The 15,338-nt window shown below is 42.9% G+C and carries 11 protein-coding genes and 18 tRNA genes; 3 read left to right on the forward strand and 26 right to left on the reverse strand.

Features of this window, described 5'->3' with window-relative positions:
* The first annotated feature begins 65 nt into the window (after positions 1-65).
* Entirely contained in the window at positions 66-2,318 is a 2,253-nt protein-coding gene (locus tag KDW99_RS11755; RefSeq protein WP_255824980.1) for a GGDEF domain-containing phosphodiesterase, read from the forward strand.
* A 118-nt stretch (positions 2,319-2,436) separates the two neighbouring features.
* Here the strand turns inward: KDW99_RS11755 and KDW99_RS11760 are convergent, their stop codons facing one another.
* From KDW99_RS11760 to thrS, 26 genes are all read right to left on the reverse strand, one after another.
* On the reverse strand, positions 2,437-3,768 hold the full coding sequence (locus KDW99_RS11760; protein WP_255824981.1) for an OmpP1/FadL family transporter: 1,332 nt from the start codon (positions 3,766-3,768) through the stop codon (positions 2,437-2,439).
* Positions 3,769-4,149: 381 nt separating this feature from the next.
* A tRNA-Asp gene (locus KDW99_RS11765) sits at positions 4,150-4,226 on the reverse strand.
* A gap of 51 nt (positions 4,227-4,277) precedes the next feature.
* Positions 4,278-4,353, reverse strand: a tRNA-Val gene (locus KDW99_RS11770).
* 55 nt (positions 4,354-4,408) lie between these two features.
* A tRNA-Asp gene (locus tag KDW99_RS11775) sits at positions 4,409-4,485 on the reverse strand.
* Between the two features lie 51 nt (positions 4,486-4,536).
* A tRNA-Val gene (locus tag KDW99_RS11780) sits at positions 4,537-4,612 on the reverse strand.
* A gap of 55 nt (positions 4,613-4,667) precedes the next feature.
* Positions 4,668-4,744, reverse strand: a tRNA-Asp gene (locus KDW99_RS11785).
* A gap of 51 nt (positions 4,745-4,795) precedes the next feature.
* Positions 4,796-4,871, reverse strand: a tRNA-Val gene (locus KDW99_RS11790).
* Positions 4,872-4,926: 55 nt separating this feature from the next.
* A tRNA-Asp gene (locus KDW99_RS11795) sits at positions 4,927-5,003 on the reverse strand.
* Between the two features lie 51 nt (positions 5,004-5,054).
* Positions 5,055-5,130, reverse strand: a tRNA-Val gene (locus KDW99_RS11800).
* 55 nt (positions 5,131-5,185) lie between these two features.
* A tRNA-Asp gene (locus KDW99_RS11805) sits at positions 5,186-5,262 on the reverse strand.
* A 51-nt stretch (positions 5,263-5,313) separates the two neighbouring features.
* A tRNA-Val gene (locus tag KDW99_RS11810) sits at positions 5,314-5,389 on the reverse strand.
* A gap of 55 nt (positions 5,390-5,444) precedes the next feature.
* A tRNA-Asp gene (locus KDW99_RS11815) sits at positions 5,445-5,521 on the reverse strand.
* A 51-nt stretch (positions 5,522-5,572) separates the two neighbouring features.
* Positions 5,573-5,648, reverse strand: a tRNA-Val gene (locus KDW99_RS11820).
* Positions 5,649-5,692: 44 nt separating this feature from the next.
* A tRNA-Thr gene (locus tag KDW99_RS11825) sits at positions 5,693-5,768 on the reverse strand.
* Between the two features lie 45 nt (positions 5,769-5,813).
* Positions 5,814-5,889 (reverse strand) — tRNA-Thr (locus KDW99_RS11830).
* A gap of 45 nt (positions 5,890-5,934) precedes the next feature.
* Positions 5,935-6,010: transfer RNA gene (locus KDW99_RS11835), tRNA-Thr, on the reverse strand.
* Between the two features lie 41 nt (positions 6,011-6,051).
* Positions 6,052-6,127, reverse strand: a tRNA-Thr gene (locus KDW99_RS11840).
* A 69-nt stretch (positions 6,128-6,196) separates the two neighbouring features.
* Positions 6,197-6,272, reverse strand: a tRNA-Thr gene (locus tag KDW99_RS11845).
* 13 nt (positions 6,273-6,285) lie between these two features.
* Positions 6,286-6,362 (reverse strand) — tRNA-Pro (locus KDW99_RS11850).
* 290 nt (positions 6,363-6,652) lie between these two features.
* Complete coding sequence (locus KDW99_RS11855; protein WP_012070280.1) at positions 6,653-6,949, reverse strand: integration host factor subunit alpha; 297 nt, start codon at positions 6,947-6,949, stop codon at positions 6,653-6,655.
* A 4-nt stretch (positions 6,950-6,953) separates the two neighbouring features.
* Complete coding sequence (pheT, locus tag KDW99_RS11860; RefSeq protein ID WP_255824983.1) at positions 6,954-9,338, reverse strand: phenylalanine--tRNA ligase subunit beta; 2,385 nt, start codon at positions 9,336-9,338, stop codon at positions 6,954-6,956.
* A gap of 22 nt (positions 9,339-9,360) precedes the next feature.
* Positions 9,361-10,356, reverse strand: a complete 996-nt coding sequence (gene pheS, locus KDW99_RS11865; RefSeq protein ID WP_255824984.1) for a phenylalanine--tRNA ligase subunit alpha — start codon at positions 10,354-10,356, stop codon at positions 9,361-9,363.
* Between the two features lie 129 nt (positions 10,357-10,485).
* A complete protein-coding gene (gene rplT, locus KDW99_RS11870; RefSeq protein WP_024023333.1) occupies positions 10,486-10,842 on the reverse strand; it encodes a 50S ribosomal protein L20 in 357 nt (118 codons plus the stop codon).
* A 47-nt stretch (positions 10,843-10,889) separates the two neighbouring features.
* On the reverse strand, positions 10,890-11,084 hold the full coding sequence (gene rpmI / locus KDW99_RS11875) for a 50S ribosomal protein L35 (RefSeq protein ID WP_012070284.1): 195 nt from the start codon (positions 11,082-11,084) through the stop codon (positions 10,890-10,892).
* A gap of 93 nt (positions 11,085-11,177) precedes the next feature.
* On the reverse strand, positions 11,178-11,711 hold the full coding sequence (gene infC, locus KDW99_RS11880; protein WP_113916037.1) for a translation initiation factor IF-3: 534 nt from the start codon (positions 11,709-11,711) through the stop codon (positions 11,178-11,180).
* Between the two features lie 8 nt (positions 11,712-11,719).
* Positions 11,720-13,657: a threonine--tRNA ligase gene (gene thrS / locus KDW99_RS11885; RefSeq protein WP_255824988.1), complete on the reverse strand. Its 1,938-nt coding sequence runs from the start codon at positions 13,655-13,657 to the stop codon at positions 11,720-11,722.
* A 238-nt stretch (positions 13,658-13,895) separates the two neighbouring features.
* Between thrS and KDW99_RS11890 the strand changes: the two genes are divergently transcribed.
* Positions 13,896-14,522: an O-methyltransferase gene (locus KDW99_RS11890; RefSeq protein ID WP_255824990.1), complete on the forward strand. Its 627-nt coding sequence runs from the start codon at positions 13,896-13,898 to the stop codon at positions 14,520-14,522.
* A 94-nt stretch (positions 14,523-14,616) separates the two neighbouring features.
* Positions 14,617-15,318 carry a GIY-YIG nuclease family protein gene (locus tag KDW99_RS11895; RefSeq protein ID WP_255824991.1) on the forward strand — a complete coding sequence of 234 codons (702 nt, stop codon included), beginning with the start codon at positions 14,617-14,619 and terminating at the stop codon, positions 15,316-15,318.
* Positions 15,319-15,338 lie beyond the last annotated feature (20 nt).

Here is a 15,338-nt window from a genome sequence, read left to right on the forward strand (position 1 = left end):
TAGGTACTGTCTATTGAAAGCCGCAAATAACTGCGGCTTATTTTTTCGCATTATGAAGTTTATTAATGTTTATCAATTTTCTTAAGAATTATTTTTTAGTAGATTCAGACTCCTCAATAGAGGGCGATGAAAAAGCATTTCAACAAAGTGCCCTACGCATTTTGCTTGCGCTGACAATCTGTATTTTTTCGGTTTCAGAAGTTCATTATCTAATTACTTATCAAGACGTCACTTTTTTAGGCATCAATAGTACGTACCTTTGCCTCCTTGGTGGACTTCTTTATTTCAGTAGAAAATACACCAAGATCACAGCGATTCTATTTCTTATTACCCTAATCACAACCAGCTTTCTTCTACTAACGTTAAGCGAAGAATTTCATGCAGAAAAATACGCATTAGTGTCTTTGTATTCGCTGCCTCTCATTACTCGCCTATTGTTCAGCTTCAGAGCCTCTTTACTAGCAATGGTTGCCAATATATATCCTTTTTACTTAATGACAAGCAACGGGCTAGATAACGGCCAAAACGATATCGCCTCGTCTTTTTACTTTCAGTTACTGACCTTTGCAACGCTCAATCTAGGCTTACCGCTAGCAGTCTCTAGAATCATTCAGACACTCGAAAACAATGCCTCTCACATGAAGCTGCTTTATCAAAAGCTGAATGACAATTACGCAATGTACGAAGAGTTTTTTGAGAACACAGGGACACCAACCCTATTATGCGATCAACGAGGGCGAATCCTTAAGGCCAATCAATTGGTTCGAGAGCTACTAACAGATTCCCCTAAAACCCATATTTCTGATTCTACTATTACTGACTGGCTAGCCCCTCTCGGTGATACAGGACGCTTTTTTTGGCAATCAAACGTAGCCGAATGTACGTTAAAACAAAAAACTAACGTACACATTGAAATTCGTCGGGCCTCATTAACCCAACACGGTTACTATGTTCTTCATCTGCAAAATACGACGCAGTTACGGGCAATACAGCAAGAACTAGAAAACACGCAACAAACCAATAGTCGCTTAGCACATTTCGATTTACTGACTCTGCTTCCAAACCACAGACACTTTTGTAGACAGGTTAATCAACGCATAAATGAGCAAGACAAGCATTTAACAGGCGCGATGTTTATTATCCGTATTAGCCAATTCAAATTGCTCAATAAGCAATATGGCAAAGACAGCGCCAACAAGGTTATTCTCAATTTTTCAAAGACTATGCAAAAGAAACTTTCAAAACAAGCTATTATAGGTCGTTTACGCGGAGTGAAATTTTCTTGCTTTGTTCCATTAGGACAAACCTACTTAATCCAAAAAAACCTCTCAACTCTCATTCACTCCGTTCTGCCGAGCCAGATAACGGTTGATGGAAATAAACTCAATATGGATTATCAAGTTGGGATCGCCTATTACCACACGGATGGCAGAACAGCAGAAGAACTGTTAGAGCACTGTGAAATGGCTTTGGAATATTCGACCAGCACAGATCGCTTCTCGTACTACAACCATGATCTTGAACACAAACTCATTGAAGAACACAAGCTTGGCTTAAAACTCAGCACAGCAATAAAAAATAAAAAAGTCGCGCTTTGGCTACAACCCCAAGTATCACCAAATGGACAGATACGCTCCTTTGAAGCCCTCGCCAGATGGCAATGTGATGGAAAGTTTGTTCCACCCACAACCTTCATTAAAATTGCCGAGAAATTAGGGCTACTTCCACTTCTTGCCGAAAACCTAGTACTGGAACTCGTCACTACTCTAACTGAGTGGCATAAAGAGCACATTCACACGCCTATCGCATTCAATTTAGCTGGCCAAGAGCTAATGAATGATTCTTTCTTTGCTTTGTTGATGACGTTAATTGCTGATAACTCATGGCTTGGGGACATGCTTGAGCTTGAGATCACAGAAACTAGCCCTGTAATGACTCACCCGCTCATACATAAGCGTTTAAGAAGCTTATCGCAATATGGCTACTCCATTGCCATTGATGACTTTGGCACAGGACAAGCCTCTCTAGGACAACTTGTAGACATCCCTGCAAACATCCTTAAAATCGATCGTCGCTTTGTTTCACCACTGCCTGGCGACCAACGCCATGTGGATATTGTTAAATCTACCATACAGCTCGCTGAGTCTCTTGGCATGAAGGTTATCGCTGAAGGCATAGAGACGAAAGAACAAGCCACTCTACTAACCGCTTTAGGCTGCCAAACACTACAAGGGTATTATTTTGGCAAACCGTCCCCTATGTCAGACTGGACAGAAAGCAATAACGCCAAAGCCAAAGAGCTACGGATGGTCTATTAAGATCGAACCAATAAGATATCAACATTTCAAAGAACACCGGACCCCAGACACTAAAAAGCCAGAGTTCAAATTGAACTCTGGCTTTTTTAAACGCAATAACAATTTATGCAATGATAAATTAGAACGCCATATTCATCGCGACAGAGATAACATTGGCTGAAGACTCATAATCGGCCTTCAAAGTTCCACGAGCAGCATCTTCAGTCAAACCAGTACGATTAACAGACACATCTTCGATCATCACATGGGTAAACGCAAAAGTAGCTGATGCCATATCATTAAAGTCATACGTCCCACCAATAGAAATCCACTTACGATCGCCATCAGGCGTACGAGCAGAGCGATATTCATCTGTTACAGGGGAATCATCCATGGCAAAACCAGTACGTAACGTCAGCTTGTCAGAGTATGCATACGTTAAGCCTGCAGAATACATCCACTGATCTTCAAACCCAAAAGTGAGTACTGAATTAGGCTGATTACTATCAAAATCAATATTAATACCATCCATTGAGCCCCAACCAGTGCGTATAGCACTAAGACCTAAAATCAACTTAGGTGTTAAATCCTGCTCAACACCTAACGTCAGCACTGAAGGAAAGTCAATTGAGTCGCTAACATCAGCATTAATCAACTGATAGCCAGCACCAAGACCGGAAAGCCCAGCATTAACCCCCGTAACATTGTTATATTTAACATCACCTTTAAAATCAAAACTAACTTCGCTACGATAGCCCAAACCTACACGAGTCCCCTTTCTTGGCTCTAATGCCACACCCAGACTATAGCCATAACTAGTATCATCTGCCTCAATACGACCAATCCCCTCTCCGCCCGCAGCAGCAGTAGATGTACCAACAGCCGACTCTAATACAACTTCTGCACGATGGATCTGTACACTTGCCCCTACTGACGCCCAACTATTAACCCTATGCGCTAGTGAAAAGCTCAGAGCAATATCTTGAATCGCCGTCTCTGTAGCATGAAAACGACCCGCCCAATCTTTTCCATAGTCACCAGACAAACCAAATGGAACATTTAGAGAAATACCTGCCACGGTTTTATCAGAAATAGGTTTAGCAAAGTAGAATGCAGGGACTAAGGTATTATCAACAGAATCGTTTGTAGCGCCATCAGCAGATAAATCTTTCGCTCCCCCAGCTAAGGCTGGTGTAGCATCTTCGGCTGAATTAAGCTTTACATCCATATTCGGCATGACATAAGCGCCTGATACATAAACCGTCGTTTCTTTAGCATTTACAAATAACGCAGGGTTCCAGAAGCTAGCTGATATATCTTCGTTAGACGCCGCTACACCACCCAAGGCTTTACCTGAGGCTGTAGCACTGTGATCATTTAAAGCAAAACCAGCTGAATACGCAGATGACGCCGCTGCCACAGAAGCAGCAACAAGACTTGCTTTAAACAAGAATTTTGAGGAGGTAGTCATAAATAAGCTCCATTGTTATTTTTATTGGAAATTTTATTTTAATCATTAAGTCACTTATACGCTTCAAGTATAGAAGCACATATCCTGATATTACCAGTAAGTATTTCTTAAGCAATACAATATTTACACAATAGTAGTCTAAAAAGGACAAAAGGTGATGCGCAACAGATGAAAGTTCTCTAAAAAATAACTATAAGAGATTTAATTTGTAAGGAAATCGTTGAGAAGTATATTTTATAGAGTGAAAAAATAAGAGAAAAATTAGGTAGGAATTTACAAAAAAAATATTTAGAAAATATGATGGTGGGTGTGAATAGGCTCGCAATCCTGAGAGTTGCCTTTTCCTGAGTTAATAGATTTATATATTAGAACCGAGGAAAATGGCGGAATGGACGGGACTCGAACCCGCGACCCCCTGCGTGACAGGCAGGTATTCTAACCAACTGAACTACCACTCCAACACAATATAGCTCTTTACTTATTATTCATAAGTACCACTGCTTAGTAAGTGGTGGGTGTGGAGAGGTTCGAACTCCCGACATTCGCCTTGTAAGGGCGACGCTCTCCCAACTGAGCTACACACCCATTTCTAGATAACTATTAAGCTATCTTTGACTCTTTGCCACACTTTAATAAGTAATGGCGGAATGGACGGGACTCGAACCCGCGCCCCCCTGCGTGACAGGCAGGTATTCTAACCAACTGAACTACCACTCCAACACAATATAGCTCTTTACTTATTATTCATAAGTACCACTGCTTAGTAAGTGGTGGGTGTGGAGAGGTTCGAACTCCCGACATTCGCCTTGTAAGGGCGACGCTCTCCCAACTGAGCTACACACCCATTTCTAGATAACTATTAAGCTATCTTTGACTCTTTGCCACACTTTAATAAGTAATGGCGGAATGGACGGGACTCGAACCCGCGACCCCCTGCGTGACAGGCAGGTATTCTAACCAACTGAACTACCACTCCAACACAATCTAGCTCTTTACTTATTATTCATAAGTACCACTGCTTAGTAAGTGGTGGGTGTGGAGAGGTTCGAACTCCCGACATTCGCCTTGTAAGGGCGACGCTCTCCCAACTGAGCTACACACCCATTTCTAGATAACTATTAAGCTATCTTTGACTCTTTGCCACACTTTAATAAGTAATGGCGGAATGGACGGGACTCGAACCCGCGACCCCCTGCGTGACAGGCAGGTATTCTAACCAACTGAACTACCACTCCAACACAATCTAGCTCTTTACTTATTATTCATAAGTACCACTGCTTAGTAAGTGGTGGGTGTGGAGAGGTTCGAACTCCCGACATTCGCCTTGTAAGGGCGACGCTCTCCCAACTGAGCTACACACCCATTTCTAGATAACTATTAAGCTATCTTTGACTCTTTGCCACACTTTAATAAGTAATGGCGGAATGGACGGGACTCGAACCCGCGACCCCCTGCGTGACAGGCAGGTATTCTAACCAACTGAACTACCACTCCAACACAATATAGCTCTTTACTTATTATTCATAAGTACCACTGCTTAGTAAGTGGTGGGTGTGGAGAGGTTCGAACTCCCGACATTCGCCTTGTAAGGGCGACGCTCTCCCAACTGAGCTACACACCCATTTCTAGATAACTATTAAGCTATCTTTGACTCTTTGCCACACTTTAATAAGTAATGGCGGAATGGACGGGACTCGAACCCGCGACCCCCTGCGTGACAGGCAGGTATTCTAACCAACTGAACTACCACTCCAACACAATCTAGCTCTTTACTTATTATTCATAAGTACCACTGCTTAGTAAGTGGTGGGTGTGGAGAGGTTCGAACTCCCGACATTCGCCTTGTAAGGGCGACGCTCTCCCAACTGAGCTACACACCCAATCATTGTTTAACGTTTTATTCCAACTTACTTTATCAAATAAGTGGTGCCGCCACCAAGAGTCGAACTCGGGACCCTCTGATTACAAGTCAGATGCTCTACCAACTGAGCTATAGCGGCTTAACGCTAAATCAAATTTTTAATTTACTTACATAAGCAAGTAAATGGTGCCGCCACCAAGAGTCGAACTCGGGACCCTCTGATTACAAGTCAGATGCTCTACCAACTGAGCTATAGCGGCTTAACGCTAAATCAAATTTTTAATTTACTTACATAAGCAAGTAAATGGTGCCGCCACCAAGAGTCGAACTCGGGACCCTCTGATTACAAGTCAGATGCTCTACCAACTGAGCTATAGCGGCATTACATGACGCAGTTTACTTTTAAATAACTTCCTAAGAAGTGGTGCCGCCACCAAGAGTCGAACTCGGGACCCTCTGATTACAAGTCAGATGCTCTACCAACTGAGCTATAGCGGCTTTAATAAAAGCAAAATCTTTTTTTATCTCTACACTTTATTTCTAAAGAAAGAAACTTTGACCAAATTATGGTGCCGCCACCAAGAGTCGAACTCGGGACCCTCTGATTACAAGTCAGATGCTCTACCAACTGAGCTATAGCGGCATTTCTCAAATTTTGGTCGGGACGGCAGGATTTGAACCTGCGACCACTAGCACCCCATGCTAGTGCGCTACCAGGCTGCGCTACGCCCCGAAAACTAACAGCTGAAGAGTTAAACTCTGTCCCTGTCAGCGGGTGCGTATATTACTATAACGAATTGAAAAGGGAAGACTTTTATAAACTTTTTTTCAATTTAATCATGCAACTAGAATTTTAAGAGTTGATAGCTTAAACATTGATCTAAATATGATTCTGCTTTTCACATTAAGCATATAAAGCAAAGTCTCGTCTTATTAAGGCTCAACACTAAATAAATAGGCATACCAAACAGCCAGATACAAAAAAGCCACCCTAACGGATGGCTTTTTTAGAAACATTTCAAGCTACTCTTGCATATAGTCTTCTACTTTAGACTTGAGCTTCTGCCCAGGTCTAAATGTAACGACAGTACGTGCGGTAATTGGGATTTCTTCTCCCGTCTTAGGATTTCGACCTGGGCGCTGACTCTTTTCACGCACTTCAAAATTACCAAAGCCCGACAACTTAACTTGCTGCCTTTCGATTAGTGAACTACGAACTACATCAAAAAAACCTTCAACAAGATCTTTGGCATCTTTTTTACTTAGGCCAATTGAATCCACTAAATTTTCAGCAAGGTCCGCTTTTGTCAACGATCCCATAAACCTACCCCCTTACAACGGCTCCCAACTGCTCAGACAAAGCTGCAACAGTTTGTTCAACTGAGTTGTTCACTTCTTCATCACTAAGAGTGTGTGAAGGATGCTGCCACGTCAAGCCCAAAGCGACACTTTTTTTCGTTTCATCAATACCTTGGCCCTGATATACATCAAAAACCAACACATTTTTGAGTGCCTCACCCGCCGTTGCAGAAATCACCCTCTCCAACTCACTAACAGGCACAGAACGATCAACCAATAACGCTAGGTCACGACGAACCTCAGGGAAACGAGAGACGGCTTCATATTCAGGCAACCTCGCATTCAGTACAGCATCTAACGCAATATCAAATACATAGACTGGCTGATTGGCACCTAATGTCTTAGACAACAGTGGATGTAACTCCCCCATCAAACCAACAAACTTACCATCTAAAAAGATGTCTGCTGAGCGTCCTGGGTGCAAAAACTCGCAAGCTGAACGCTCGTAAGTTGGCTTACCACCATCATTTAATTCAAACAGAGCCTCTACATGCGCCTTCAGATCATAAAAATCGACCTTCTCGCTACCATGATACCAAGCTTCAGCATGACGAGTGCCTGCGATTAAGCCAGCTACTTGCTGCTGCTGATCCAAATCCGCTAATGCATCAACCGTACCAATAAAGCGACGACCTGTTTCAAACAAGCGAACACGGGACTGTTGACGATTTTGATTGTAAAGATAGGCTTTAACCAACCCTGGAACCAAACTTGGACGCATTACACCCATATCTGCTGATATTGGGTTTGCCAAAGGCACTGGCTCGATCTTAGGCAAAAACTGCTTACTCAAGACAGGATCAATAAAGCTATAAGTTACTGCTTCTTGATAACCCTGCGACACTAAAATAGAACGCATCACTTGAATCTGAGTTTTTGTTTCAGACAGAGGCGTAAAATTCACTGCCGCCTGAGGCATTGAAGACGGAAGATTGTCATAACCGTAGATACGAGCAACCTCTTCGATCAAATCCGCTTCTATTGCGATATCAAAACGATGTGATGGCGCTTTTGTCGTCCAAGCCTCATCTGTCACTTCAATCATATCTAGACCAAGACGAGTTAAAATATCCGTCACCAAGTCTTTATCGATAGACATAGCCAAATACTGATCAAGTTTTTTGCGACGCAAAGTAACAACAGCGGCTTCAGGTAAAGACGACTCACTCACAGCATGAGTTATAGGACCTACTTGACCGCCAGCAATTTCGACAACTAACGCAGTCGCTCGCTCTAAAGCTCGCTCCTGAAGCGTTGCATCGACACCGCGCTCAAATCGATGAGAGGAATCAGTATGCAATCCATAAGAACGCGCCTTACCAGCCAAAGCCAATGGCGCAAAGAAAGCACTTTCAAGGAAAATATCTTTTGTTGCTTCGTTAACACCCGATCCTTCGCCACCCATTACACCGGCAATGGCTAGAGGTGATTTTTCATCAGCGATTACCAAAGTATCTGAACGAAGTGCTACTTCCTGACCGTCAAGCAAGACGATTTTTTCATCTTTATCAGCCATTCGCACAACAATCGAGCCGGATAGATTCGCTAGATCGAATGCATGCATTGGCTGCCCCAACTCCAACATCACATAGTTTGTGATATCTACAATTGGGTCGATAGAGCGAATACCACTGCGACGAAGCTTTTCAACCATCCACAAAGGCGTCTGAGCAGCAACATTGACGCCACGCACAACACGGCCCAAGTAACGAGGGCAAGCGTCTGTTGCATCGACTTTCACAGGGAAAGCATCACCAACAACAACGTCAGTTGGTGTGATTTCAACAGGCGTCACATCAGTCTTATTCAAAACTCCGACTTCGCGAGCCAAACCAGCAACACTTAAACAGTCGCTACGGTTAGGGGTTAAATCTACATCAATAATCTGATCATCAAGATTCAAAAAAGCGCGGAAGTCTTCACCTGCTTTCGCAATAGCTGGTAATTCCATAATGCCATCATGATCATCACTCAATCCCAATTCAGAGGCTGAGCACAACATACCAAAAGACTCTACTTGGCGAAGTTTGGCTTTTTTGATTTTAAAATCAGCCCCTAGAACAGCGCCAATTTTAGCAAAAGGAATTTTGATACCTGGACGCGCATTTGGCGCACCACAAACAACCTGAAAGATCTCCGCACCATCAGACACCTGACAAACTTGCAGTTTATCAGCATTCGGATGAGGCTCAGCTCCGACAATCTCACCCACTACCACGCCTGAAAACTCAGAGGCAACAGGCAACACTTCATCTACTTCAAGGCCAGCTAACGTAATCTGAGCAACCAAATCATCGCTACTGATGTCTGGATTGACCCACTCTCTTAGCCAATTCTCACTAATTTTCATAAAAACATCCTAGATCGACTGGTTACTTGAATTGTTTAAGGAAGCGCAAATCGTTTTCGAAAAACATACGAAGGTCATCTACTTTGTAGCGAAGCATAGCAAAACGCTCAACGCCCATACCAAAAGCAAACCCCGTGTATTTCTCAGAATCAATTCCTGACATCTCAAGCACTTTCGGGTGCACCATGCCGCAACCTAACACTTCCAGCCAAGACTCTTCGCCTTTGCTATTGGTTCGCATGATATCCACTTCTATTGAAGGTTCAGTAAATGGAAAGTAACTTGGACGGAAGCGAACTTTCAAATCATCCTCAAAGAAGACATTCAAAAATTGCTGCAATATCCCCTTCAAATCTGCAAACGAAATATTTTCGTCGATCAATAGACCTTCAACCTGATGAAACATAGGTGTGTGAGTTTGATCAGAGTCGCAACGATATACACGACCAGGACAAATAATTCGAATTGGCGGCTGAGTCGTTTCCATTGTGCGCACTTGAACTGGAGATGTATGCGTTCTTAGTACGGTTGTTGGATTAAAATAGAAGGTATCTTGCATTGCACGCGCAGGGTGATGCGCAGGAATGTTTAGAGCTTCAAAGTTGTGATAATCGTCTTCAATTTCAGGCCCTGCAGCCACATCAAAGCCAATTCCACGGAAAAAAGTTTCAATACGATCCATTGTACGAGTCACTGGATGCAAGCCACCCACTTCCTGACCCTTACCAGATAAGGAGATATCGATCGTTTCTGTTGCAAGTTTGGCATCTAATGCTGCTTTAGCAAGTGATGCTTTTCGTTCAGTAATCTTTTCCTGAACTTGGTCTTTTGCTTCGTTGACCATTTGACCAAATTTTGGTCGATCCTCTGCGGAAACATTACCAAGCTGTTTCAACAAAGCAGTCAGAGCGCCCTTCTTACCCAAATAATGCACACGTACATCATCCAGCGCGGACTCACTCTCAGACGCAGCCACTGCGCTTAACGCATCAGCAAGAATCTGCTTTAGGTTCTCCATTTACACACTCCAAAAAATAAAATAGGGGAAGAACCATTGGCTCTTCCCCTATCAAAGACTGCATTGAGTGACTCTTTCTATTAAGATGAAATCTATCAAGATCGAATCACCCTAAGGCTACGTCAGAAATTAAGCCAAGCTTGCTTTCGCTTTTTCAACGATAGCAGCAAAAACCTCTTTCTCGTACACAGCTAGGTCAGCCAAAACCTTACGGTCGATTTCAATTGCCGCTTTTTTCAAGCCAGCAATGAAACGGCTGTAAGATAGACCATTGATACGTGCAGCAGCGTTAATACGAGCAATCCACAATGCGCGGAATTGACGTTTACGCTGACGACGGTCACGGTATTGGTATTGACCAGCTTTGATAACAGCTTGTTTTGCTACACGAAATACACGGCTACGTGCACCGTAGTAACCTTTAGCTTGCTTTAAAATCTTCTTGTGACGGCGACGAGCCTGAACACCACGTTTTACGCGAGGCATAATATAAACCTTATACTAATAAATTAATGAACTAAAAAAATCTAGACTTAGATGTATGGCAACATGCGTACAATTAACGCTTTGTCGCTTTGCGCAATCTGGTTCATAGAACGAAGATGACGCTTACGCTTAGTCGATTTCTTAGTCAAAATGTGACTAGTATGAGACTGCTTATGCTTAAAACCATTCGCGGTACGTTTGAAGCGCTTAGCTGCGCCACTGTGTGACTTAATTTTGGACATGATAAAACCACTCTCGCATTCGTTAATGTTAGTGTAATTTCTTAATAATTCGGTCTTTAAGAGCCGAAGCCCTTAAAGCCAATCTATTTAAAGTTACTTCTTCTTTTTGGGGCCTAGCACCATCGTCAATTGACGACCTTCCATTTTCGCGGCTTGTTCAACTGCACCATATTCCTCTAAGTCTGCTGCGACTCGATTCATAAGTTGCATGCCAAGCTCCTGATGGGCCATTTCACGACCGCGGTATCGTAGTGATACTTTGGCCTTATCCCCGCCTTCAAGGAAACGTATCAGGTTGCGGAGTTTTACCTGATAATCCCCTTCCTCCGTCCCTGGACGGAATTTCATTTCTTTTACTTGGATCTGCTTAGCATTTTTCTTTTGAGCAGCTTTCGCTTTTTTCGCTTCAAAAATATGCTTACCGTAGTCCATGATTTTGCAAACAATCGGATCTGAATCAGCAATTTGCACTAAGTCTAAAGTAGCCTCTTGAGCTGCTTTTAGTGCCTCTTCTAGAGAGACAACGCCAACTTGTTCACCATCAGCAGCGATCAAACGCACTTCGGTAGCTCGAATGTTTTCGTTGATTAGAGGACGCTGCTTACTAGCGGCACGTCCACGATTCATATTACCTTTTATAGTACTATCTCCATTTCTTGTTTACGGCTACGGCGAGCAACTTCTTTTTGAAGCAAGTCTTCAAAATCGGAAATACTCATCACTCCAAGGTCATCACCGGTACGAGTTCGAACAGCAACCTGCTGTTGCTCAACTTCTTTATCACCGACGACGATCATGTACGGCACTCGTTGTAGAGTATGCTCGCGGATTTTAAACCCGATCTTCTCGTTTCTCAAGTCAAGTTTTGCTCTAAAGCCATTTGAATTCAATCTTTTTTCCAAATCAGCACAATAGTCTGCTTGGCGATCAGTAATGTTCATGATAACAACTTGTTCAGGCGCAAGCCAGACCGGAAAGGCACCTTCTGTATCTTCGATCAAAATACCAATGAAACGCTCAAGCGATCCAACAATCGCACGATGCAACATAACTGGTGTTTGACGAGAGCCATCTTCCGATACGTACTGCGCTCCCAAGCGAGTTGGCATCGAGAAATCAACCTGAATTGTACCACACTGCCACACTCGGCCAATGGCATCTTTCAGAGAAAACTCTATTTTAGGCCCATAAAAGGCACCTTCACCTGGCAACTCTTCCCAATCAAGCCCTGCAGAATCCAATGCTTCGGACAGCGCTTTTTCAGCTTTATCCCAAACTTCATCAGAACCAACACGTTGCTCAGGACGAGTCGATAAGCGATATACGATATTATCGAAGCCGAAGTCAGCATAAACTTCATGCAACAAATCGATGAACTCAGACACTTCCGACTGAATTTGACCTTCTGTTACAAAGATATGGCCATCATCCTGAACGAAGTTACGTACACGCATAATGCCATGCAATGCACCTGAAGGCTCGTTACGGTGACAGGAACCAAATTCGGCCATGCGAAATGGCAGATCACGGTAACTTTTCAGACCTTGATTATAAACCTGAATATGACATGGGCAGTTCATCGGCTTAACAGCATAATCACGATTCTCAGAATGTGTTGTAAACATATTCTCGTGATACTTACCCCAATGCCCTGACTTTTCCCAAAGCACGCGGTCAACGATCTGAGGTGTTTTCACCTCTTGATAGTTGTTATCAATCTGCTTCTGACGCATATATTGCTCAACAGCTTGATACAATCTCCAACCTTTAGGATGCCAAAACACCATACCAGGCGCTTCTTCCTGCACATGGAAAAGGTCTAATTTCTTACCCAACTTACGATGATCGCGTTTTTCAGCCTCTTCGATTCGCGTTAAGTAGCCTTTCAATTCTTTCTTGTCGTTCCAAGCGGTACCATAAATTCGCTGCAACATTTCATTATTGGAGTCGCCACGCCAATAAGCGCCGGCCAACTTCATTAATTTGAAATGACGCAATACACGAGTGTTTGGCACGTGAGGACCACGACACATATCCATGTATTCTTCATGATTGTACAACCCAACCTCTTTGACTGACTCATCCATATCATCAATCAAGGCGACTTTATAAGATTCACCACGATCAACAAACTGTTGACGAGCATCAGCAATAGGCGTCATTTTTTTCACGACATCGTAATCGGCTTTAACCAATTCACCCATGCGCTTCTCGATTGCCACTAAATCATCCGGTGTAAAAGGACGCTCATATGAAATGTCGTAATAAAAACCTTCATCAATAACAGGACCGATTGCCATTTCGGCTGTCGGATACAACTGCTTAACCGCATGCCCAACTAGGTGAGCAAACGAGTGTCGAATAATCTCTACACCTTCAGGGTCTTTACCCGTAATGATGCTCAACTTGGCGTCATCAGAAATAAGTTCGCACGCATCAACAAGTTGACCATCTATGCGACCCGCCACTGTTGCTTTTGCTAAACCAGGACCAATATCCTCGGCGACTTGCATAACAGTTACTGGGTTTGAGAAAGAACGTTGGCTGCCATCAGGCAAAGTAATTACAGGCATTTTATTCCCCTATCGGAGTCAGTGGTGCTCCATACCAAAGAGCACATGTAAATTTCAGCGCATAAATTATCATTTTTCTATTATTCATGCGAATCTAATTTAAATACCCTTTTTTTCTGCATGTAGCGGCCATCAACAAAAATCAAGCCTTTTTTCTATCATTAAGCCATAGACATTCTCTGCACGCAGAGTAAAATTAGCATCCGTTTCACACAGACTTCATTTATTAAAAGGTACTATGGATCTCAATAATCTTGACGACTACTGCATTGAGACTACTCAATCAGAACCTGAGCTTTTAATTGAGCTGGTTGAAAAAACCTACTCAGATATGGGCTACCCGAATAAGTTATCAGGAAAAACCATTGGCCGCACACTGAAGCTATTAACAAAAATAGCTCAGCCAAAGCGTGCTCTTGAAATTGGCATGTTTACTGGCTATTCCGCTTTATCCATCGCAGAAGGCATGCCTTCAGATGGTGAGCTTATTTGCTGTGAAACGAACCCTCGAGCGATTGAATTTGCTCAAACTTTTTTTGATCGTAGCGAACACGGTAAGAAAATCAAAGCGATTTTTGGCCCAGCCCTCGACACCATCAAATCCCTTGACGGGCAATTTGACCTTGTCTTTATCGATGCAGATAAACGCAACTACCTTAATTATTACGAAGCAGTAATACCGCTTGTGAGATCAGGTGGACTTATCATTATCGATAACTCCCTATGGCAAGGACGAGTACTAGACCCAAAAGAAAACAGCGATTTCGCTGTCAACCAAGTCAACCGCCTAATCGCGCAAGACAATCGAGTTGAAAACGTTCATCTGAACGTGCGTGACGGTCTTAACATCGTCGTAAAACACTAACCCTATTTCTTATAAACCCCATTCACCTTTGGGTTACCTCAGGTGAATGGGGTTTATGTGCTATTAAAAAGATATTACGTAAGAGGCAGCGATTTTGGTCGTTTTTAAAATCACAAATAACATCTCCGGCAAACACTACATTGGAACGTCTTTCAATAGTGGCTTTCAGCGTTTTGAACAATACGTGGAAGCAACTAGCGAAGGTTTAGACTTTCCTTTATACAACGACATTAGGGAGAATGGCGTTGAAGCTTTCACAGTTGAAGAACTATTTGAAACAAGCGACAAAGAAGAGCTTTATGAGCTAGAAACGGACTACATCTCTATTTATAACGGCGAAAGTTTACGCGGTTATAAAATTGCTCAATCCGCAGAAAAAGCTACAAGCTTAAGCTTTGGTAAAAAAGCTCTGTTTGATGCCAATGGTGTATCGACTGCAGAACAGCCGAAAAAAACAAGAAAAGCGGCCACAAAAAAAACTGTCGAGCTTCCAAAAAAAACAATTGAACCAACACCAACTGCCAAGTCCTTCTTCGGAGAGCTTATCGGAGAAGAAAGACTAAGTGGTGCAGCTATTGCTAAAGAATCGGAAAAGAAAAAAGCACCAACCCGAACCAAAAGCAAAGCCAGCATACAGAAAATGCTCAGCGAAGCTGAAAAAGCTTCAAAAAAAGAGCGAGAAGAAAAGCTAAAATCACAGCAACAAGCTGAAGCAGATGAAATGGCCCTCATCATGGCAAAAATTGATGTAACATCAAAATCTGCTACATCAGCGTTCCGCCGTCGAAAAAGCTAAGCTCAAAAAATGAGACACAA

Origin of the sequence: Marinomonas rhizomae (assembly GCF_024397855.1) — a bacterium.
GTDB classification, from domain to species: Bacteria; Pseudomonadota; Gammaproteobacteria; order Pseudomonadales; family Marinomonadaceae; genus Marinomonas; species Marinomonas rhizomae_A.